We start from the raw sequence: 17,523 nt of genomic DNA on the forward strand, positions 1-17,523 counted from the left end.
CCCTAGTTTTGTGAAGTATTTAAGGGTTTAATTTTTTACTTTCACTGCAATATGGCAGGTATAAAAACAGTATTGGTCACAGGAGCGACCAGTGGAATAGGAAAAGCAACAGCCACTTTATTGGCAAAAGAGGGGTTTCAGTTGATAATTTGTGGCCGAAGGAAGGAATTATTGAATGAACTTAAAGAAAAGTTGAGCGATTTTACCAATGTTCATACTTTGAACTTTGATGTTAGGGATAAATCTGCTGTTTTTGAAGCAATACAAACATTGCCCGAAGCATTTTCTAAAATTGATGTATTGGTGAACAATGCTGGAAACGCACACGGATTGGACACCATTGACCAGGGAAGTATAGATGATTGGGATGCGATGTTGGACATTAATGTAAAGGGGCTTCTATATATGTCAAAAGCTGTTTTGCCCCAAATGGTAGCGAGGCAGTCAGGCCATATCATCAACATAGGTTCTACGGCAGGTAAAGAGGTGTATCCCAGAGGAAATGTGTACTGCGCCAGTAAACATGCGGTAGATGCCATAAACCAAGGTATGCGAATAGACCTGAACGCTCATGGGATTCGAGTTGGAGCGATAAACCCGGGACTGGTTCAAACGGAATTTAGTGATGTTCGTTTTAAGGGAGATACCGAAAAAGCCGAGAAAGTGTATCAAGGCTATCAACCTTTACGACCAGAAGATATTGCTGATATTATTCTTTTTACGATTACCAGACCGTACCATGTGAATATTGCTGATTTAGTGGTGATGCCAACAGCTCAGGCAAGTTCTACAATCATTAAAAAGGACTAATGAGATTCTGGTTTATATAATCCTATTTTTTGATTTGGGTAATTATCAAATAAGATTACAATAGCGTTTTCTGATGGAATGAAGTCATGTTCCAGAACCATGCCATGGATTCCTGATATCTTCCCAATATTCTTCCATCCTTTATCCTGTCTTTCATAAAGGTAGATTACTTTGGGATAATCATAGAGATCATTGGCTTCTGCATCTGATGATAATAATGTCTGTGCGTTTTCATGGATTGAAATGATATTACCTACAACACCATTTTTTTCAGTTTTAAAGTAATCGATGTTTCTTTTCCATTTTCCCTCATTGAATTCAAATAAAGCATGCTCGTCTTTAGCACTTCTTGAGTGACTTTCTACCAATAGACCTTTTTTATTGGGCGTAAAAGACATAGATAGCCCAAAAGATTGGAAGGGATAATCTCCATATATTGTATTTCCTTCCTGTTTCCATTCTTTTGTACTGGCATCAAAAACAAACACTTTTACACTCCCTGAATCTGTGCCGTTTATATCGTCAAAAGGGTTTCCAAAAGCTACCTTTGAACCATCTGGACTCAGTGCCACATAATTTAAAAAGTTACCTCCAGAATGATTTTCAGGCTCTAGATGTTTCACGATAATGGGCTTCCCCTTTGGATGCCACTTATTTTCGGTTCTTTTAAATAGTTGGATCGAGGCATTGGTTAAATAGGCGAGTTGTGGAAAAACAACCATAGTATTGCCATCATCACTAAGTTTTATTTCATTTAAAGTACGATATGCATTGGATGCTACACCAAGGGTGTCGGTAAAAGTCCATTTTCCACCAGAGGATTCAGCGGTTACTATTTGAGTCGACTCCAGTTCCTGATATCCTAAATGCCCTGCAACAAGTCGCGTCTTGGTTTTTGCCATGGAAAAAATGCCAGCTTGTGCTATCAAAGCAGTATCTTCTTTTTTTGGAATATATGTATTCCACTGCTTATTCTCATCGCGTTCAAAGAGCTTGGCGACCATTGGGATATATGAAGTATCGATAGGTTTTTCAAAATCGGCAACACCAATGGTCAGTGGTGATAGGGAAACAAATAGATTTTTTTTCCCACTGTTGGATATAGAACTTTTCTCTAAGGTTATGGTATTTCCAACTTGTTTCCAATCTTTAAAACTACCATCTCGCTCTTTGCTGTTTTCTAAACATGATGATAAAACTCCAAACGAAAGAAAGACGAGCAGTAAACGATGTAACAAACAATATTCTTTCATTTTTTCTTGTTTTTATAAACCAAAACTTCCCCGTAGCTCATATTATTATCGTCCATGTCACAATTGCCTATGATCAGTGTACTGGCATCATTGCTCAACGAGATGGAGGTCTCAAAACCATTGTAAGCTTGGTCGCGTTTTATTTTTTCTCCTTGGAACTGCCACTGGCCATCCCTAAAATTGAACAATGAAACAAAGTTCATATTTAACGCTTTGGAATCATCGTCTCTTCCGTAACTACTGACCAATAAGGTACCGCCCTCATTGTCCAAACAAACTTCCATGCCAAAAGTCCCCAAGTCTATACCATAAATACGTTCTCCCTTAAGTGTATAGCTTCCTTGAGAATTTAGCTGGTAAGTATCTACAAAACCGGTTAACAAATCTTCTCCATCTTCAGTGGTTTTGTAGGTTTGATAACCGTTACATCCAATGGCAAGAACAGACCCGTCATAATTTAACGATACACTTTCTCCAAAACCAGGGGCATAATCTTCATTTGATAACAAGGGATTACCAACACATAGCCAAAAGGAACCATCCCATTTGAATACCAATACGCTCTCGGTGCCCGATCCGGTAGTAGTATAATCGGCATCTGAATAAAACCGTTCACTAAAACCGGTTTCCGAACCAACAGCTATAGTGCTGCCATCACCACTAAGGCTTATCGAATTACCAAAATATGGGACTTCTACGATTTCCATATCTATACGAACATCATAAATACTTTCTTTATCCGACAAAAAGATTTTATCCTTTATTGCATTGCCCAATGGTTTCCATTGGCCGTTATTTAAATTGTATACTTGTATATGTCCGGTATCTTTATCGCTTTTTTGGTTTTTGGGGGAACCAACGGCCAGTGTTTTCCCATCATCGCTTAGGGATACGCTTTTTCCAAAATTGTCATAAGGATTTTCCCCTGTTAAGTCTTGCCCAAGTTGTTCCCATCCATTTTTGGTAAACTCAAAAACTTGGACCAGTCCTGCCCTTTCACCATTGGAATTACTGTTGGGGGCGCTTATCGCCACAATCTTTCCCGTTGCGTTCAGCTTTACTTCATAACCAAAATGCCCGCCTATCTTCTTCCCGTGCAATGGCTTTCCAAGAGGTTGCCATTTATCATTTTCGTTCTTTAATATTTTTACTTCTCCACCGCCTAAAGCCGCTGTGTCATTAAAAGGAGCGCCCATAGCTATAATGCTTCCATCTTGACTAATGTCCGTTGCATAACCAATAAAATCCCCAGGTATTTCACTGGTAATAATCGGTCCTACTTTTTTGAAATCACTGCAACTGAAATTCACCAATGCTGTACAAATCAAAATAAAGACACACTTTTTCATTTGATCAAAAGTTTTGACGATTCCAACAAAAATACGCTTTACTACTCTGGTACATACCCCTGTTTTCCGTGTTTTGGATGAACGGACCTGAGAATGCCCCTGCAATGGAAAACTAGTTAACATCTTATCAACCATAGGCTTTTAAAAGGTTTGGTTTTATAACTTTACAAGGGCTATCCTATTTTGCTATGATTAATAAACGCCTTCTTGTAAAGAATCTTTTAGCACATAATGATGAGAATAGCTTTTACGATAAAAAGAGGTTCATATCCATTGGCGAGAAAGAAGGTAAGGCAAAGTTTTTAAAGCATGTTTGCGCACTTGCAAACAGTAATCCTATAAACAATTCTTTTATTGTAATCGGCGTAGAGGACGAGGACAATAAGATTGTGGGGGTAGATTTCTTTGATGACAGTAAGATTCAAAATTTGGTAAATGCCTACTTGGACAATCCCCCCATCATTTCATATGAGAATATCCCATTTCCACATTTACCAGAAGGCAAGGTTGTGGGATTGGTCACCATAAGGTCCAACGGTAAGGTATGTGCACTTAGGAAAAACATATGGAAATATTATGGTGGGGCCGTGTTCTTTAGGGAGGGCAGTATAAGCTTGCCCAAAGCTTTTGATATTGAATTAAAGGATATTAATTCTGAAGCCGTAGCGACCATAGAACTACATGCCCGCAATAACATAGAGCTCACCCTTGATGCGGTCATCAATTTTATGAACAATAGGCATGCGGACTTAACTAGTGATTATAAGGTTTTTAAAGAACAATTTGTAGTCTGTTGGGCAGGGAATAAAAAAAAGGTCAACAATAAAAACTATTATTCCAGGGTTGATATTGAATTGATCAATGAACAGGTCAAATTGTTTTATTCTGCCCTTGATGAGATTACCATTACCTACGATGACGATTCATTCAGCACATTGGAATTTGTACAGCTGGGATTGGGTTCGCAACAAAAGTATTTTCCATTAGAAGAAATGGTAATTACTTTTTCCGATAATGGAAAGTATACGATAAATAGTAAACTGGTTTTTGAACCACCACAGTATGATAAAAAAACACTACATCATGTTTTAAATATTAATAATTCTTTGTTGCAGAAGCTGGAAAAGAAAATCAAATTGAATCAGACCGAGGAAAAAGATTTGACACACCTGCCTGCAACGTATCTTATTTGCTACCTAAATGGATTTGAAGAAGCCAAGGAACAAATGGAACTTGCCCGACCGCTATTGAAATCAGCGAATAAACGCGTATACGGGTCTCTAAAGGAGTCTTTGCGAGTTTTAAGAAAAGTGAGATACAATTAAGACTTTTTAAGCCAAAGCATTTGATAGGGTGCCAGTTCCAGCAGACCGCTTTTTAGAAATACTTTTTCGTTAGAGACCAAATCTTTTGGTTCGCCTTTTGCGAAATAGCCGAGTTTTAAAATCCAACTTGCCTCTACTACTTGAGGATTCACATCAAAATTACAGATAACCAATAATCCATTTTTGGAATTGCCCGTTCTTTCAAAGGCAAAAATATGGTCGTTTCCTGTATAGCATAACGAAATACCATTATCATCTGCAAAAACAGGATTTTCTTTTCTAATAGCAATCAATTTTTGTAACGCAAGAAATATTTTGGATTGGGGCAAATCCTTCTTCTCCACTTCGGCAATAATTTCCCAATCCTGTCGGGGTCTGTTCACCCAGCGGCTATCGTCTCTTTTTGAATCGTTCTTTAAAAAAGAATAATCATTAAGTGTACCGATTTCGTCACCGGCATAAATCATGGGAATACCTCCAAAAGAAAGAATGATTCCATGGAGCATGATGATTTTTGATACGGCTTCATCAATAAGGGCATCATCTTTTTTCTTCAATCCTTCTTCCAGCCCTAATAATGATGCTGCGCTTCCTGTAATTCTTCCGTCACCGGTTTTTGGGTTATGCATAAATAGTAACCCGCAAGCAGGAGACCAATCCAATCGTTGGCAGTAGTAATCCAACAAAAATTTTCGATGTTGTTGTGGATTCCAGCCCATTGCTTCAATAAACCTATCGTCATAGCCTAAGCCTATATCGTCGTGGCAACGGATGTAATTGATCCACGTACAATCTTTTGGTTTTGCAGGAATATTGGTCAAGTTTTTGTACAACAAATTGGTTTTTTTTGTTGCAATCGAGTTCCACAAGAGCGCCATTAAAGAAGCGTTATAAGCAACTTCGCATTCATTGCCCTCTTGTTGGTTTTCTCCAAAATATTTAACAATCTCTGTTGGCGCTACAATGGCTTCGGCCAAGAATATCGTACCTGGTGCTACTACTTGTAAACACATTCTGAACAATGTGATGAGGTTGTGTGCTTCTGGTAGATTTTGAGAATCCGTACCTATTCTTTTCCAAAGAAATGCCAACGCATCGAACCGTACCAAGTCGACACCCATATTGGTCAGTTTTACCAAGTTGGTCAACATCTCCATGAATACTTCTGGGTTGGTATAGTTAAGGTCCCATTGATAATCGTTGAAAACGGTCATCACCCATCTATCCATTTCAGGTATATGGGTGAAATTACCGGGCGAAGTTTCTGGGAAAACCTCTGGCAAGGATTTTTCAAATTCCTTTGGAATGGTTTCGTCTTCAAAGGTGTAATAATACCCTTGATATTTTTTATTGCCCTGAGCCGCTTTTTTTGCCCAAGAAAATTCATTGGAAGTATGATTGACCACAAAATCCAGCATCAAGAACATATCTTGTTTTCTTAGCGCTGCTGCCAATTCAAGTAAATCTTTTTTAGTACCATATTTTTTATCTACCTGATGATAACTATTCACTGCATAACCTCCATCATTCTCGCCTTTTGGACGGGTGGTGATTGGCATTAAATGTAAAAAGTTGACCCCCAATTTTTTTAGGTAGGGAATTTTTTCTTGAAGTCCTTTTAGGTCTTCATTAAAATGCTCCACATATAATTGCATCCCCACCATTTTTTCTGATAGATACCAATTACCTTCTCCCAATCTTTTTAGGTCTTGTTGTTTGAGAGGATTTGGTCGTGAAGCAAATAACTTTGGGAAGAGATTGAGCAATTTCTGAAAATCATCAAAATATTTTTCTTCAGGATATATTGAAAAAAACAATTGTTGAATCAGACTTAGGTTCGTGGCCAAACGAAGATTGAGCAGTACTTCTGGATTTTTTTCCTTTGATTTAGAGGAAATCAAATCGTGTAGGGCGGCTTGGTTCATTGATCTTCAAGCTGGGATTTAGTGGGCATGGCAGCGATTGCACCATAGTTGGTAGTGGTAAGTGCTCCAGCTTTATTTGCTCTTTCAACCATTTGAAACAAGGTATGTCCATTCTCAAAAAGTTGATTAAAATTATCCAAGACAGCGATTTGTTGTAAAAGACAACCGATAAAGGCATCTCCGGCACCGGTAGTATCAACGGGTTTAACTTCAATACTGGGTACAATCTTTCTAACATTGTTCGCACTTAACAAAGTCCCTTCTTTGCCGAGTGTTATGGTAATTATTTTTGCGCCAATTTCATGAAGAAACCCACAGGCTTCATACATGTCATCTTTGCCCGACAATAATTGGGCTTCTTCCAAGCTGAATTTGCACAAATGGGATTTTTCAACGAAAGGCATACATTTTTTAACGAACTGTTGCCTGTCTTCTTTCCAAAGATCACCTCTAAAATTTGGATCAAAACTTATAAACATATCTTTGGTAAGCGCATCGAACAAATATTTGCCATATGTTTTTTCAAGAGTACCTCCCAAAAGTGCAGTTGCAGCTCCTAGATGAAGTAGGTTTCCGTTGAAGTCTTTTCTGAGCTCGGCTTCATAGACAAGTTCTTTATCGGCACCTCTGCTAAAAACAAAATCCCGCTCCCCATCTTCGGCCAATGAAACAAAAGCAAGGGTCGTAAAAGTTTTGGAGCGTTGGACAAAAGAAACATCAACGCTTTCCCTTTTTAAGGTATCGATTAAAAAGTTTCCGAAAGGATCATCTCCCACACACCCTACAAAAACACCTCGACCACCAAGTTTAGAGATGGCACAGGCTACATTTGCAGGAGCTCCACCAGCTTTTTTGGTGAATTCAATGGCTTTTGAAAGGTCGTTACCCTGTTTCTCGGCAACAAAATCTATTAAAAGCTCACCAATACAGAAAACTTTTCTCATACCCTGTATTACTAATTAGAGAATCCAATGTAAGGAGAAAAAAGCTGCTATTCCAATATTTTATGTGCAATAATGGTAAAATAGGTAAGAGAGGAATCTTCGCAAAGGGTTTCTTTAGCTTTAGCTTCAATTATAGTCTCGGCAGCTAAAGGGTTTGGTTTAAAGAGAAAGGAAACATCCATTTGATGTTTTTTTGACAACTTTTGGTTTAAACTGCTTCCTGATACCATGACCTCCACAACTTCTACTCCAAATACATTTTCTTTCTGCGTACCGCATATTTCCTTATCAGCTTCAACTGCTTTAAGAATTTTGATTTTAAACAAAATTTCATCAGGACCTATTGCTTGTTGCTGAGGTATTGTTTGTTCATTTTCCGGATTTTCCAACAGTGCCATATCTTCGGATTCATCGCAAGAATTACTTAAAACGAACAACAATAAAAGAAGTATTGGTTTCATAACTACTTTATCTTTAAGTATGTACGGAAAAGTTAAATGGTCTGGACGTTAAAATATGGGCATTTAAAAAGTTTTATTTTAGGTTGTCATGTTGAGCCTGTTGAAACTGAATGTTGATTATCAGTAGATTAGTGTTTCGACAGGCTCATTATGACAGTTTAGATAGCTTTATGCAAGGAAATCAAAAGCCTTTATCTTTTAATAATTTTAAAATTCTCGTTGATATTGGCACCAGTGATTTTTACAAAATAAATTCCTGCTGGGCTGTTAGAGGCATTCCAGATGAATGGTTTGGAACCATCTTGATCTGACTTCTCGTAAACCATCTGCCCTACCATATTGAATATCTGTGTGCTTACCTTAGTGTTCTCGTTATTTTTTAGAGCAAAATAAAACTCTTCCGTTGATGGATTTGGCCATACGGCGGTGATTACGTCGGTTTCAATATTTGCCAAATTTTGAGAGGGTTGTTCCTCAGCTATTCCAGAAGGTGCTATTTCCATAGCTGTATCGCCTTCGGAACCATTATCGGCCGTTCCGAATATCTGAAAAATATGGTCTTCTGGAAGACCGCCAAAGACCAAAGATTTATTGGTCCAATCGACAGCACCGGCGCCAAACAAATCTGCAGTATCCCTAAATAGTGATTCGTTCCCTATCAATCCGGCTTGTGTCAACCAAAACCATTGGGTCTCATTGGGCAGAAAATCCAAATTGGCATAAACAGAAAGCCAATAGGTGCCAGCTTCCAACTGAACGGGTTCAGGTAAATCTATACTTAGATTAGTATTTGTGGGTGCTGAAGAAAGTGCTAAAGCTCCACTATCATAAACAATTGGTCCTGGAACACCATTGTTGTTTTCATAGATTACAACGGATGCACTGGTCAAGGATGGACTATTATTGGCACCACCAAAAGCAACAAGATTATTTATGGTCCATTGACTTCCTTCGGGAACAATAAAATCGTCTGCTGATTGTAGCAAAGCTCCACCAAAATCTGGAATCAATTGTGAAGGATTGCTACTTGTCGAAACATCATTTTGTTCATAAATTGGGAATTCAGTGAGTGTAACAGTGAACCCTTCGGCTACCTGTTCCTTGCCCGAAGTTGCTATAAGTCCTATAGCTGCGGTACCTTCACTATCTGAGGCAAAGGATAGGGAAATGATATCTCCGTTCAATTCAGCGGTAACCAACTCAGGATTGGAATTGGTCAATTCTATGGATATTGAACCCCCCGAAGAGTTTACAAATAAATCTTCTACGTTTACTTCTCTGTCCGCACTGTTCAGTGGCAGTTTCAAATCGGGTAGTAAATAAGCGGTACTTAGTGTAGCTTCTGGTGAGGGAGTAGCAAAGAACTGGGCATTGTATATACCGTTTCCATGTGCAGCTACAGCCACAAAACCATCTTCTCTTGTTCTTACTTGTGGCACAACAACATTCCCTACTACGAAAGGTTCCCTAAACCATCTGGTACGCTCTCCGTTTAGCCAAAATGCGACATAAAGACCTGTACTGGTTCCTGCATAGTAAAGGTTATTGTTTCCTCCTATAGCAAACCATCTTACAGATGGGCCATTGCCCGTACCATCACTATTCTCTTCTAGATTACCACTAATATTCTCCCAAGTTTCTCCAGCATTCTTACTCATAAATATACTTTGGATATTGTAGTTGGAGAACACTGCAAAAACTTTATCGGCGTTATTGGGATCTACATACATTTGGTTGATGTTCCCTGTTGGAAGCCCTTTGCCACTGGAGATATCCACAACAGCTTGGTCATCCAAATTGGCATTCTCTACCTTGAAAATCAAACCACTCGAAGTTCCGTAGTAAAGTCGGTTTGCAACTGGAAATTTGGATACATCCAATCCAGTGATCAAAGAACCATCTGGGGTTGCGGTTTGCGTTTGTTCAACCCAGTTTACGGTTGCCAACGCATTGGAGAATAAGGGTATTTCGTCCAAATTATTATTACGCCACATACGATTGCCCGCGGGCATATACATTATATTATCATTGATAGGGTCCAATAAGAATGGTGCAACAAAATCAAAACCGGTTGCGCCCGCAGGCTGTACTCTCGTAAAGGATTGGAATTCATTGGTTTCATTAAAATTGAGACGGTACACATTGCCAAATTGCGATGAGACATATCTGGTAAGGCCTCCATCCGCTATAGCATTATAAGATCCGTCACCACCAAAATCGCTCTCCCAAGGGTCACTCCCATTGGTTGAGTTCGTGAACCATGTTCCATTATCTTGAAAACCAGCTACTACATCTTCGCTATTGCCTTCTGGATCTATGGCAATCGCATAGGGTTGTGTTGTGATGTATCCATTATTTAAAGAAGTCCAACTTACAGGTTCTGTTTGAATGGTAATATCTTCAGTCACTTGCACACCACCGTCATTTCCGGTAATTACCTTATTGGGATTAGAGGGTAAAAAGACCATATTATGTTGATCTGGGTGATGATTAGGGTATAATGCAAAACTATCTTCAAAGGCGGTATAACCACCTATCCAACCTTCGCGTCCCGTAGGTGTAGTATACCCTGTTGTAGACCTGTACAAGTTGGTTCCGCCCAAAAATACCAAGTCCGGATTTGTAGGATGTACCTTGATAATCATGTTATAGGCGCCTTGTAAATCCAAATCTCCGGCCCTACCACCAATATTGGTAGGAAGGTTAGCGGTAAGGTCTACCCATTGTTCTTCTGGGGTTTCAGCATCTGCTTGGTATCTCCAAAGGAATGCCTCGCCAGCATTGCTAAGATCATAGGAAAAGAAGTAGATTCTATTTTCGTCTGAAGGGTCATAGGCCATTACTGTTCTTCCAAAAGAAGGAAATATTCCTTCGGGTGTGATATTCGTCCAGGTTTCACCATCTTGTGAGGTAAAGAAACCTGCATTTTCACCTCCAAAAATATCTACGGTTCCATAAAGTGTTCCGTCGGGCGTAATCATAATTTCAGTCTGGCTATCGAATCCGCTTGGCAGAACTTCTTCAAAAGACCTTGCTCCATCTTTAGAACGAAACAATCCATCAAAAGTAGCAGCGTAAACATATCCGTTTGAAGGATGCACGGCCAAACTATTTATAATATCAAAGGAAGATATTGTGGTAACATCGTTATCAGATATGTTGTCCCGCATCTGTATCCAGCTTCTTCCATTGTTAAAGGATTTGAAGATTCCTGTTCCTTGATAGAATGCCCCAGGTGCTCCTGCGGAATTTCCATATCGCTCCCCTGAAGCGTAATACCATACATTGCTCCTATATTTTCTAGGATCTTGTACAATTGCGGTTATGCTTGGAGATTGCCATTTTCTAGTAACTCTGCGCCAGCTATCACCAGCATTGGTCGAGCGCCATAGGCCGCCGGAAACACCACCTGCAAGAATAGTGTTTTCGTTACGTCTGTCCAGTGCTAGGGCACGTGTTCTACCGCCTACATTTGCAGGACCACGATTTCGCCAGTAAAAGAATCTTTTTTTGGAAACTGCGCTTCCATAACTTTTTGACATTTGCTGTTGAATGTCGGTGGAGTCTATTTTTCCAGAAAAAGCAGCTTCTTTCAACCGGATGTTATCGGGGATTGTTTTGGTGAAAGGGTCTTGTACTTGTCTAAATTCATAGGACAAGCGATCCATTGCACGGTCTCCTACCGCTTTTGGTTTTGCACCTGTTGGCCCTTTCTTACTATCATAGAGCTTTGACTGTTTGTAGAGATTGTGACCTTTTTGAGGTGCGTCGTCATGAGTGTTTTTTAGGTTTTGTGCCTTTAAATTTGAAATGCTTAGCATAAGGCAGCCGCAAAAAAATAATGCGACTCTAGTGAGTAGAATTTTTTTCATATAGTTGAGGTTTAATTGAATAGCCTTTCAATATAACAAAAAACCTAAAGTATTGTTAAAGTGCCTTACAAAAATCGATGAAATACATTGTTAATTTATGTTTAGAGCCTAAACTGGAATTTTTTAGGTTTTAACTTTATATTCTTTTTTAATGTGGGGAACCATTTGTTCCGTATCATTGCTCAAAATTTAGCAGATGCGAACATTGGTAGTAGGTGATATTCATTCTGGTATAAGAGCTTTGGAACAGCTTTTGGCAAAAGCTGAAGTAAACCCAGATGATCATCTCATTTTTTTGGGAGATTACGTAGATGGATGGAGCACAGCTGTTGAGACCGTTGATTTTCTCATTAATTTAAAAAATGAGCTCAACTGTACTTTTATCCGCGGTAATCACGACGAACTCTGCAGAGACTGGCTGTTGACCCAAAAGGAAAACCCGCAGTGGTTGGCCCATGGCGGAAAGGCTACAAGGGATTCTTATTTGGGGGTAAAAAAAGAAAAATGGGAAGAACATTTGGAATTTTACGCCCAGTTACAAAACTATCATCTGGATGCCAATAACAGACTTTACCTTCATGCCGGTTATACCAATCTCAAGGGAGTGGATTACGAGTACTTTCATCAAACCTTTTATTGGGACCGCACGTTATGGGAAATGGTACAAGCTTTAAATCCTGAATTAAAACCTGAAGATGAAAACTTTCCAAAAAGATTGGTTCACTATAAAGAAATTTTTATTGGTCATACACCAGTTTCAAAAAAGGAACTGGTACCTCCTAAAAACAAGGCCAATATTTGGAATATAGATACAGGAGCTGCTTTTATGGGGGCATTGACCATGATGGATGTGGAAACAAAGGAGTTTTGGCAAAGTGATGCCGTGCATACGTTCTATAAAGGAGAAATGGGAAGAAACTAGAATAAAATGGATGCTTTATTGAATTTTAATGAAGACCTTTACTTAAAAGAGATGCTATGTCGTTAAAAAATATAAGATTAGAAGTAATGCAAGCCATAGAGCCAAAAGTAAAGGGTTTTATGGATTCATTTTTGGTGCCCATAGAGGAGATATGGCAACCGAGTGATTTTTTGCCAGATTCCCAAAGTGATAATTTCTTCAATGAAACAGAACAAATACGAGAAGAAGCCAAGGAACTTGGTTATGATTTTTGGGTAACGCTCGTAGCCGATACCATAACAGAAGAAGCTTTGCCAACTTATGAATCTTGGTTGATGGATGTTGAAGGCATAGATCAACACAGCGGCAAAGAAAATGGATGGAGCAAATGGGTTAGGGCATGGACTGCAGAAGAAAATAGACATGGTGATGTGCTCAACAAATATCTATACCTATCCGGTAGGGTCAATATGCGTGAGATTGAAATCACTACCCAACATTTAATTGCTGATGGATTTGATATTGGTACGGATAGGGACCCGTATAAAAACTTTGTTTACACCACATTTCAAGAACTGGCTACCAATATTTCGCATAAGCGTGTGGGTAAAATGGCAAAACAGAAAGGGAATGCTGTCTTGGGAAAAATGTGCAACATCATAGCTGGGGACGAAATGAGACATCATCTGGCCTATCGCGAGTTTGTAAAGACTATTTTAGGGCAGGATCCCAATGGGATGGTCCAGGCTTTTGCTGACATGATGAAGAAAAAAATTGTAATGCCAGCACACTTTTTAAGAGAATCTGGAGAGAGTATCGGTACAGCTTTTGAACTTTTTTCCAATTGTGCACAACGTCTTGGGGTTTATACGGCCCAAGATTATATTGAAATCCTAAAAAAGTTGAATGATTATTGGGACGTAGGAAATTTAAGGGGACTTTCTGACCAAGCGGAAAAAGCTCGGGATTATTTAATGAAATTACCTGACCGACTTCAAAGAATCTCGGAACGTATGCAATTTGGCCAAGACCAATATAAATTTAAATGGGTCGAAGCTAACGGGACTTTATAGTTGACTTTGAAGAGTTAGGGGCCAGCCAGTTTAGAACTTACCGGATTTGTGCTTATCCTGCCATTCGGCCAGTTCTTTCCATTGCCCTTTGTAAGCCATCTTGGCTTGCATTGGCCAGGATGCAGGGTCGTGAATTCTGTAACGGTCGCCCCCAGAGTTCAATACTTTCTGGCATTTATCCGTGGAAGTCTCGGCTAATGCTTTCCAAGTTTTTATTTCAAAATTATGGAACAGGCCTTCAATTTTAGGTCCTATGCCTTCCACTATTTTCAAATCATCTTCTTTTACTTTTTTCCCAAGTGCAATTTTTGCAGCATCTTTATCAAAACCCAATACTGCTGGTTTGGTAGCAATTGAGGTAGAACTCTTCTGTTTTTTGGGTGTATTGGAGACATCGAGCCTTTTTTTGCAAATATCCAAATCAGCCTTCAACTTTGCATTTTGAACCTCAAGCGCATTGATATCGGAAGAATAATCCACTGAAGGAACGTTTTTTCCTTTTCCAATAAGATATCCTAGAATCCCAGCGAAAATCCCTACTAATATAGGAATGATCCAGAGCCAGATATCAAAATCTTCAAAATTCATTTTTTTAGTGTTTTGGTTAAAAGTTGTGTTAGTTATTCTTTTGGCTGTTGATTCCCTCAATTGCCTTTAAAAGTAATACTGACCACTACCAAGGGCAATTCTTTCAAAATACCAAAATATTAAAAAAATGTTAAAAAAAGAATTTAAAGTAGAGAATATAAGGTTATTAGAAGATCAGGGTTTGTACGATGAAGATTTCTTAAAACTAAAGATGTACATAAAAAGACCAATCATACACTTTTTAAGACCAACGATACTACAGTGTTTAAATTCTTGTAGAATTATACTGAAATTAGCAATAAATATTAGGTAAAAAACCCTATTTCTCCCGACAAAGATCCGGCATTGAAATAGGGTTTGATTTAAGTTTGAGTTAGTTAGTTAAATTGTTTGAAAGGTCGTCTATTTGTGTTCATCCAAAATAGCGGCCTTTTCTCTTACAAATCAAATTTAATGCCCTGTGCCAACGGTAGCTCTGTAGTGTAATTGATGGTGTTTGTTTGCCTTCTCATGTAGACCTTCCAAGCGTCAGAACCGCTTTCACGACCGCCACCAGTCTCTTTTTCACCGCCAAAAGCTCCACCTATCTCTGCCCCGGAAGTACCAATGTTCACATTGGCAATTCCACAATCACTTCCAGAAGCCGATAGAAAGCGTTCGGCTTCACGTAGATTGTTGGTCATGATTGCCGATGAAAGCCCTTGTACGACCCCATTTTGCTGTGCTATGGCATTTTCTACACCGCCAGAATATTTTAAAACATATAAAATAGGCGCAAAAGTTTCTTCTTGTACTATTTTAAAGGAATTGTCAGCTTCAACAATGGCAGGTTTTACATAGCACCCGCTTTCATAACCATCGCCATCCAGAACACCACCTTCAATTAAAATGCTTCCACCTTCTGCTTCAGCTTTTTCTAATGCACTGTTATACATTCTTACAGCCTCAACATCTATCAATGGGCCAACATGGTTGTTTTCATCAAGGGGATTCCCAATTCTAAGTTGTTTGTAGGCATCGGTTACGGCGTTTTTCACTTGGTCATAAACAGATTCATGTACAATAAGTCGTCTTGTTGACGTACACCGTTGCCCTGCGGTTCCTACAGCTCCGAATACCGCCCCTATTACGGTCATTTTGATATCTGCATCAGGAGTAACGATGATAGCATTGTTACCGCCCAGCTCCAGTAAAGATTTTCCTAATCTTGCGGCCACAGCTTGCGCTACAATTTTTCCCATGCGAATAGAACCTGTTGCTGATATCAATGGAATTCTATTGTCACTTGTCATAAACTCACCTACTTTATAATCGCCATTGATTAGACAAGAGATACCTTCGGGAAGATTGTTCTCTTTTAAGACCTGTGTGATTATATTTTGGCATGCTACACCGCACAAAGGTGTTTTTTCCGATGGTTTCCAAACACATACATCACCACAAACCCAAGCTAGCGCTGTATTCCAGGCCCAAACAGCTACGGGAAAATTAAAGGCGGAAATAATTCCTACTACACCCAAGGGATGGTACTGTTCGTACATTCGATGCCCTGGTCTTTCAGAATGCATGGTCAACCCGTGCAATTGTCTTGAAAGTCCGACTGCAAAATCACAGATGTCTATCATTTCCTGAACTTCGCCCAATCCTTCTTGATAGGATTTTCCCATTTCATAAGAAACCAATTTTCCAAGAGGTTCTTTGAGTTCGCGAAGCTTTTCCCCAAATTGTCTTACAATCTCCCCTCGCTGTGGAGCAGGTTTTAAACGCCAATCTTTAAAAGCAGCGGATGCGGCATCCATTACTTTCCCATAATCAGCTTTGGTCGTAGTTTTTACTTTCCCAATGAGCGACCCATCTACAGGGGAATAGGAAGAAATTGTTTCGCCAGACCCAAAATTCTTGGTGCCCGTAGATGTACCTTCGTTTATTTCGGTTAGCCCTAGTTGTTTTAGTGCTTCGTGTATTCCAAAAGAAGTTGCAATATTTGACATTTATAACTTTTTATTCGTGAATTGTTATATTTTTTCAAAACTACGAATAATCCTGATGTGCCAAGTAGGGATTTTTCAAAGGAAGTAATGAAACAAAAGCGAGAGAATACCAAAAATTGCCGGAACTGCCTGTACGATGAATATTTTTTTGGAAACGGAATATGCACCATAAACCCCAGCAACTACAACACAACCAAGAAAAAATAAAGCCACATAGATTTGCCAATCTGGATTTTGGATAAATAAGGACCATAGTAGACCGGCCGCTAAAAACCCATTGTACAACCCTTGGTTTGCCGCCATCGCCTTAGTTGGCTCAAACAAATCTTTGGGAAAATTTCGAAACACCTTTTTTCCTTTTGTTGTCCACGCAAACATCTCCAGCCATAAAAAGTAAAAATGCAGAACTGCTACTAGGACGATAAAAACTTTTGCAACGTAAATCATAATGGCTATTCTTTAGCTATAAATCGTTCATCAACTGGCATTACGGTTCCGCATTTATCACATGTACGTAATTCTTCGGAACTGTAAAAATATTTGAAATGACTTAGAAAATCCTTTTCAATATCATGCAGTGTAAAATAGGCTTCATAGAGTTTGTTATTGCAATTATCACAAAACCACAATAGACCGTCGTCCACATTCATATGATTGCGCTTTCTTTCAACAACAAGTCCGATGGAACCCTCATAACGCACAGGGGAATGTGGAACTTTAGCAGGATGGAGATACATATCTCCCGGACCCAATTTCATGGTTTTTTTCTGCCCGTCTTCCTGAATGTGGACTTCTATATTTCCTTCCAACTGATAAAATAGCTCTTCGGTTTCGTTATAATGATAATCTTTACGCGCATTAGGACCGGCAACAATCATCACAATATAGTCTCCAGCATCTTTATAAAGATTTTTATTGCCAACAGGGGGTTTAAGCGTATCACGATTTTCCGCTACCCATTTGTTAAGATTGAAAGGAGCTTTTATGGCCATATTCAAAGAATTTAAGGAAAGGTATAAAAAACCTTTGGT

General features: G+C 39.1%; 14 protein-coding genes. 4 read left to right on the top strand and 10 right to left on the bottom strand.

Annotated features, from left to right (window positions below; genetic code table 11):
* Positions 1-51 precede the first annotated feature (51 nt).
* A complete protein-coding gene (locus tag LV716_RS08865; protein WP_163417382.1) occupies positions 52-810 on the top strand; it encodes an SDR family NAD(P)-dependent oxidoreductase in 759 nt (252 codons plus the stop codon).
* On the opposite strand, the gene LV716_RS08870 is transcribed toward LV716_RS08865, so the two are convergent.
* On the bottom strand, positions 807-2,063 hold the full coding sequence (locus LV716_RS08870; protein ID WP_163417383.1) for a hypothetical protein: 1,257 nt from the start codon (positions 2,061-2,063) through the stop codon (positions 807-809). The two genes, LV716_RS08865 and LV716_RS08870, sit on opposite strands and share 4 nt — an antisense overlap.
* Positions 2,060-3,412 carry a hypothetical protein gene (locus tag LV716_RS08875; protein ID WP_163417384.1) on the bottom strand — a complete coding sequence of 451 codons (1,353 nt, stop codon included), beginning with the start codon at positions 3,410-3,412 and terminating at the stop codon, positions 2,060-2,062. The genes LV716_RS08870 and LV716_RS08875 overlap by 4 nt, the downstream gene beginning before the upstream one ends.
* Before the next feature lie 188 nt (positions 3,413-3,600).
* On the opposite strand from LV716_RS08875, the gene LV716_RS08880 reads away from it, so the two are divergent.
* Entirely contained in the window at positions 3,601-4,737 is a 1,137-nt protein-coding gene (locus tag LV716_RS08880) for an ATP-binding protein (protein ID WP_163417385.1), read from the top strand.
* Here the strand turns inward: LV716_RS08880 and LV716_RS08885 are convergent.
* The 4 genes from LV716_RS08885 to LV716_RS08900 all read right to left on the bottom strand — a co-directional run bounded on the left by LV716_RS08885 (position 4,734) and on the right by LV716_RS08900 (position 11,939).
* Positions 4,734-6,662, bottom strand: coding sequence for an amylosucrase (locus tag LV716_RS08885; protein ID WP_163417386.1), 1,929 nt, complete (start codon positions 6,660-6,662; stop codon positions 4,734-4,736). The genes LV716_RS08880 and LV716_RS08885 overlap by 4 nt on opposite strands.
* On the bottom strand, positions 6,659-7,606 hold the full coding sequence (locus tag LV716_RS08890; protein WP_163417387.1) for a carbohydrate kinase: 948 nt from the start codon (positions 7,604-7,606) through the stop codon (positions 6,659-6,661). The genes LV716_RS08885 and LV716_RS08890 overlap by 4 nt, the downstream gene beginning before the upstream one ends.
* 47 nt (positions 7,607-7,653) lie before the next feature.
* Positions 7,654-8,067 carry a hypothetical protein gene (locus LV716_RS08895; RefSeq protein ID WP_163417388.1) on the bottom strand — a complete coding sequence of 138 codons (414 nt, stop codon included), beginning with the start codon at positions 8,065-8,067 and terminating at the stop codon, positions 7,654-7,656.
* A gap of 191 nt (positions 8,068-8,258) precedes the next feature.
* On the bottom strand, positions 8,259-11,939 hold the full coding sequence (locus tag LV716_RS08900; protein WP_163417389.1) for a T9SS type A sorting domain-containing protein: 3,681 nt from the start codon (positions 11,937-11,939) through the stop codon (positions 8,259-8,261).
* Positions 11,940-12,135: 196 nt separating this feature from the next.
* Here LV716_RS08900 and LV716_RS08905 point away from each other — a divergent pair, with 196 nt between their 5' ends.
* Both LV716_RS08905 and LV716_RS08910 read left to right on the top strand, forming a co-directional pair.
* A complete protein-coding gene (locus tag LV716_RS08905; protein WP_163417390.1) occupies positions 12,136-12,861 on the top strand; it encodes a metallophosphoesterase in 726 nt (241 codons plus the stop codon).
* A gap of 56 nt (positions 12,862-12,917) precedes the next feature.
* The gene (locus tag LV716_RS08910) at positions 12,918-13,913 is read left to right on the top strand and encodes an acyl-ACP desaturase (RefSeq protein ID WP_163417391.1); all 996 of its coding nucleotides are present in this window, start codon (positions 12,918-12,920) and stop codon (positions 13,911-13,913) included.
* A gap of 30 nt (positions 13,914-13,943) precedes the next feature.
* Here LV716_RS08910 and LV716_RS08915 read toward each other — a convergent pair whose 3' ends face one another.
* The 4 genes from LV716_RS08915 to LV716_RS08930 all read right to left on the bottom strand — a co-directional run bounded on the left by LV716_RS08915 (position 13,944) and on the right by LV716_RS08930 (position 17,484).
* Positions 13,944-14,501, bottom strand: coding sequence for a hypothetical protein (locus LV716_RS08915; protein WP_163417392.1), 558 nt, complete (start codon positions 14,499-14,501; stop codon positions 13,944-13,946).
* Positions 14,502-14,938: 437 nt separating this feature from the next.
* Positions 14,939-16,492: an aldehyde dehydrogenase family protein gene (locus LV716_RS08920; RefSeq protein WP_163417393.1), complete on the bottom strand. Its 1,554-nt coding sequence runs from the start codon at positions 16,490-16,492 to the stop codon at positions 14,939-14,941.
* Between the two features lie 75 nt (positions 16,493-16,567).
* Positions 16,568-16,939, bottom strand: coding sequence for a DUF1304 domain-containing protein (locus LV716_RS08925; RefSeq protein ID WP_163417394.1), 372 nt, complete (start codon positions 16,937-16,939; stop codon positions 16,568-16,570).
* A 5-nt stretch (positions 16,940-16,944) separates the two neighbouring features.
* A complete protein-coding gene (locus LV716_RS08930) occupies positions 16,945-17,484 on the bottom strand; it encodes a 3-hydroxyanthranilate 3,4-dioxygenase (protein ID WP_163417395.1) in 540 nt (179 codons plus the stop codon).
* Positions 17,485-17,523: the final 39 nt, after the last annotated feature.

Source organism: Flagellimonas sp. HMM57, from assembly GCF_021390175.1.
Lineage (GTDB): Bacteria > Bacteroidota > Bacteroidia > Flavobacteriales > Flavobacteriaceae > Flagellimonas.

Excerpts from the sequence above, each read along its gene's own strand:
- LV716_RS08865 (WP_163417382.1), top strand. The coding sequence starts at position 52 with ATGGCAGGTATAAAAACAGTATTGGTCACAGGAGCGACCAGTGGAATA.
- LV716_RS08870 (WP_163417383.1), bottom strand. The coding sequence starts at position 2,063 with ATGAAAGAATATTGTTTGTTACATCGTTTACTGCTCGTCTTTCTTTCG.
- LV716_RS08875 (WP_163417384.1), bottom strand. The coding sequence starts at position 3,412 with ATGAAAAAGTGTGTCTTTATTTTGATTTGTACAGCATTGGTGAATTTC.
- LV716_RS08880 (WP_163417385.1), top strand. The coding sequence starts at position 3,601 with ATGATTAATAAACGCCTTCTTGTAAAGAATCTTTTAGCACATAATGAT.
- LV716_RS08885 (WP_163417386.1), bottom strand. The coding sequence starts at position 6,662 with ATGAACCAAGCCGCCCTACACGATTTGATTTCCTCTAAATCAAAGGAA.
- LV716_RS08890 (WP_163417387.1), bottom strand. The coding sequence starts at position 7,606 with ATGAGAAAAGTTTTCTGTATTGGTGAGCTTTTAATAGATTTTGTTGCC.
- LV716_RS08895 (WP_163417388.1), bottom strand. The coding sequence starts at position 8,067 with ATGAAACCAATACTTCTTTTATTGTTGTTCGTTTTAAGTAATTCTTGC.
- LV716_RS08900 (WP_163417389.1), bottom strand. The coding sequence starts at position 11,939 with ATGAAAAAAATTCTACTCACTAGAGTCGCATTATTTTTTTGCGGCTGC.
- LV716_RS08905 (WP_163417390.1), top strand. The coding sequence starts at position 12,136 with ATGCGAACATTGGTAGTAGGTGATATTCATTCTGGTATAAGAGCTTTG.
- LV716_RS08910 (WP_163417391.1), top strand. The coding sequence starts at position 12,918 with ATGTCGTTAAAAAATATAAGATTAGAAGTAATGCAAGCCATAGAGCCA.
- LV716_RS08915 (WP_163417392.1), bottom strand. The coding sequence starts at position 14,501 with ATGAATTTTGAAGATTTTGATATCTGGCTCTGGATCATTCCTATATTA.
- LV716_RS08920 (WP_163417393.1), bottom strand. The coding sequence starts at position 16,492 with ATGTCAAATATTGCAACTTCTTTTGGAATACACGAAGCACTAAAACAA.
- LV716_RS08925 (WP_163417394.1), bottom strand. The coding sequence starts at position 16,939 with ATGATTTACGTTGCAAAAGTTTTTATCGTCCTAGTAGCAGTTCTGCAT.
- LV716_RS08930 (WP_163417395.1), bottom strand. The coding sequence starts at position 17,484 with ATGGCCATAAAAGCTCCTTTCAATCTTAACAAATGGGTAGCGGAAAAT.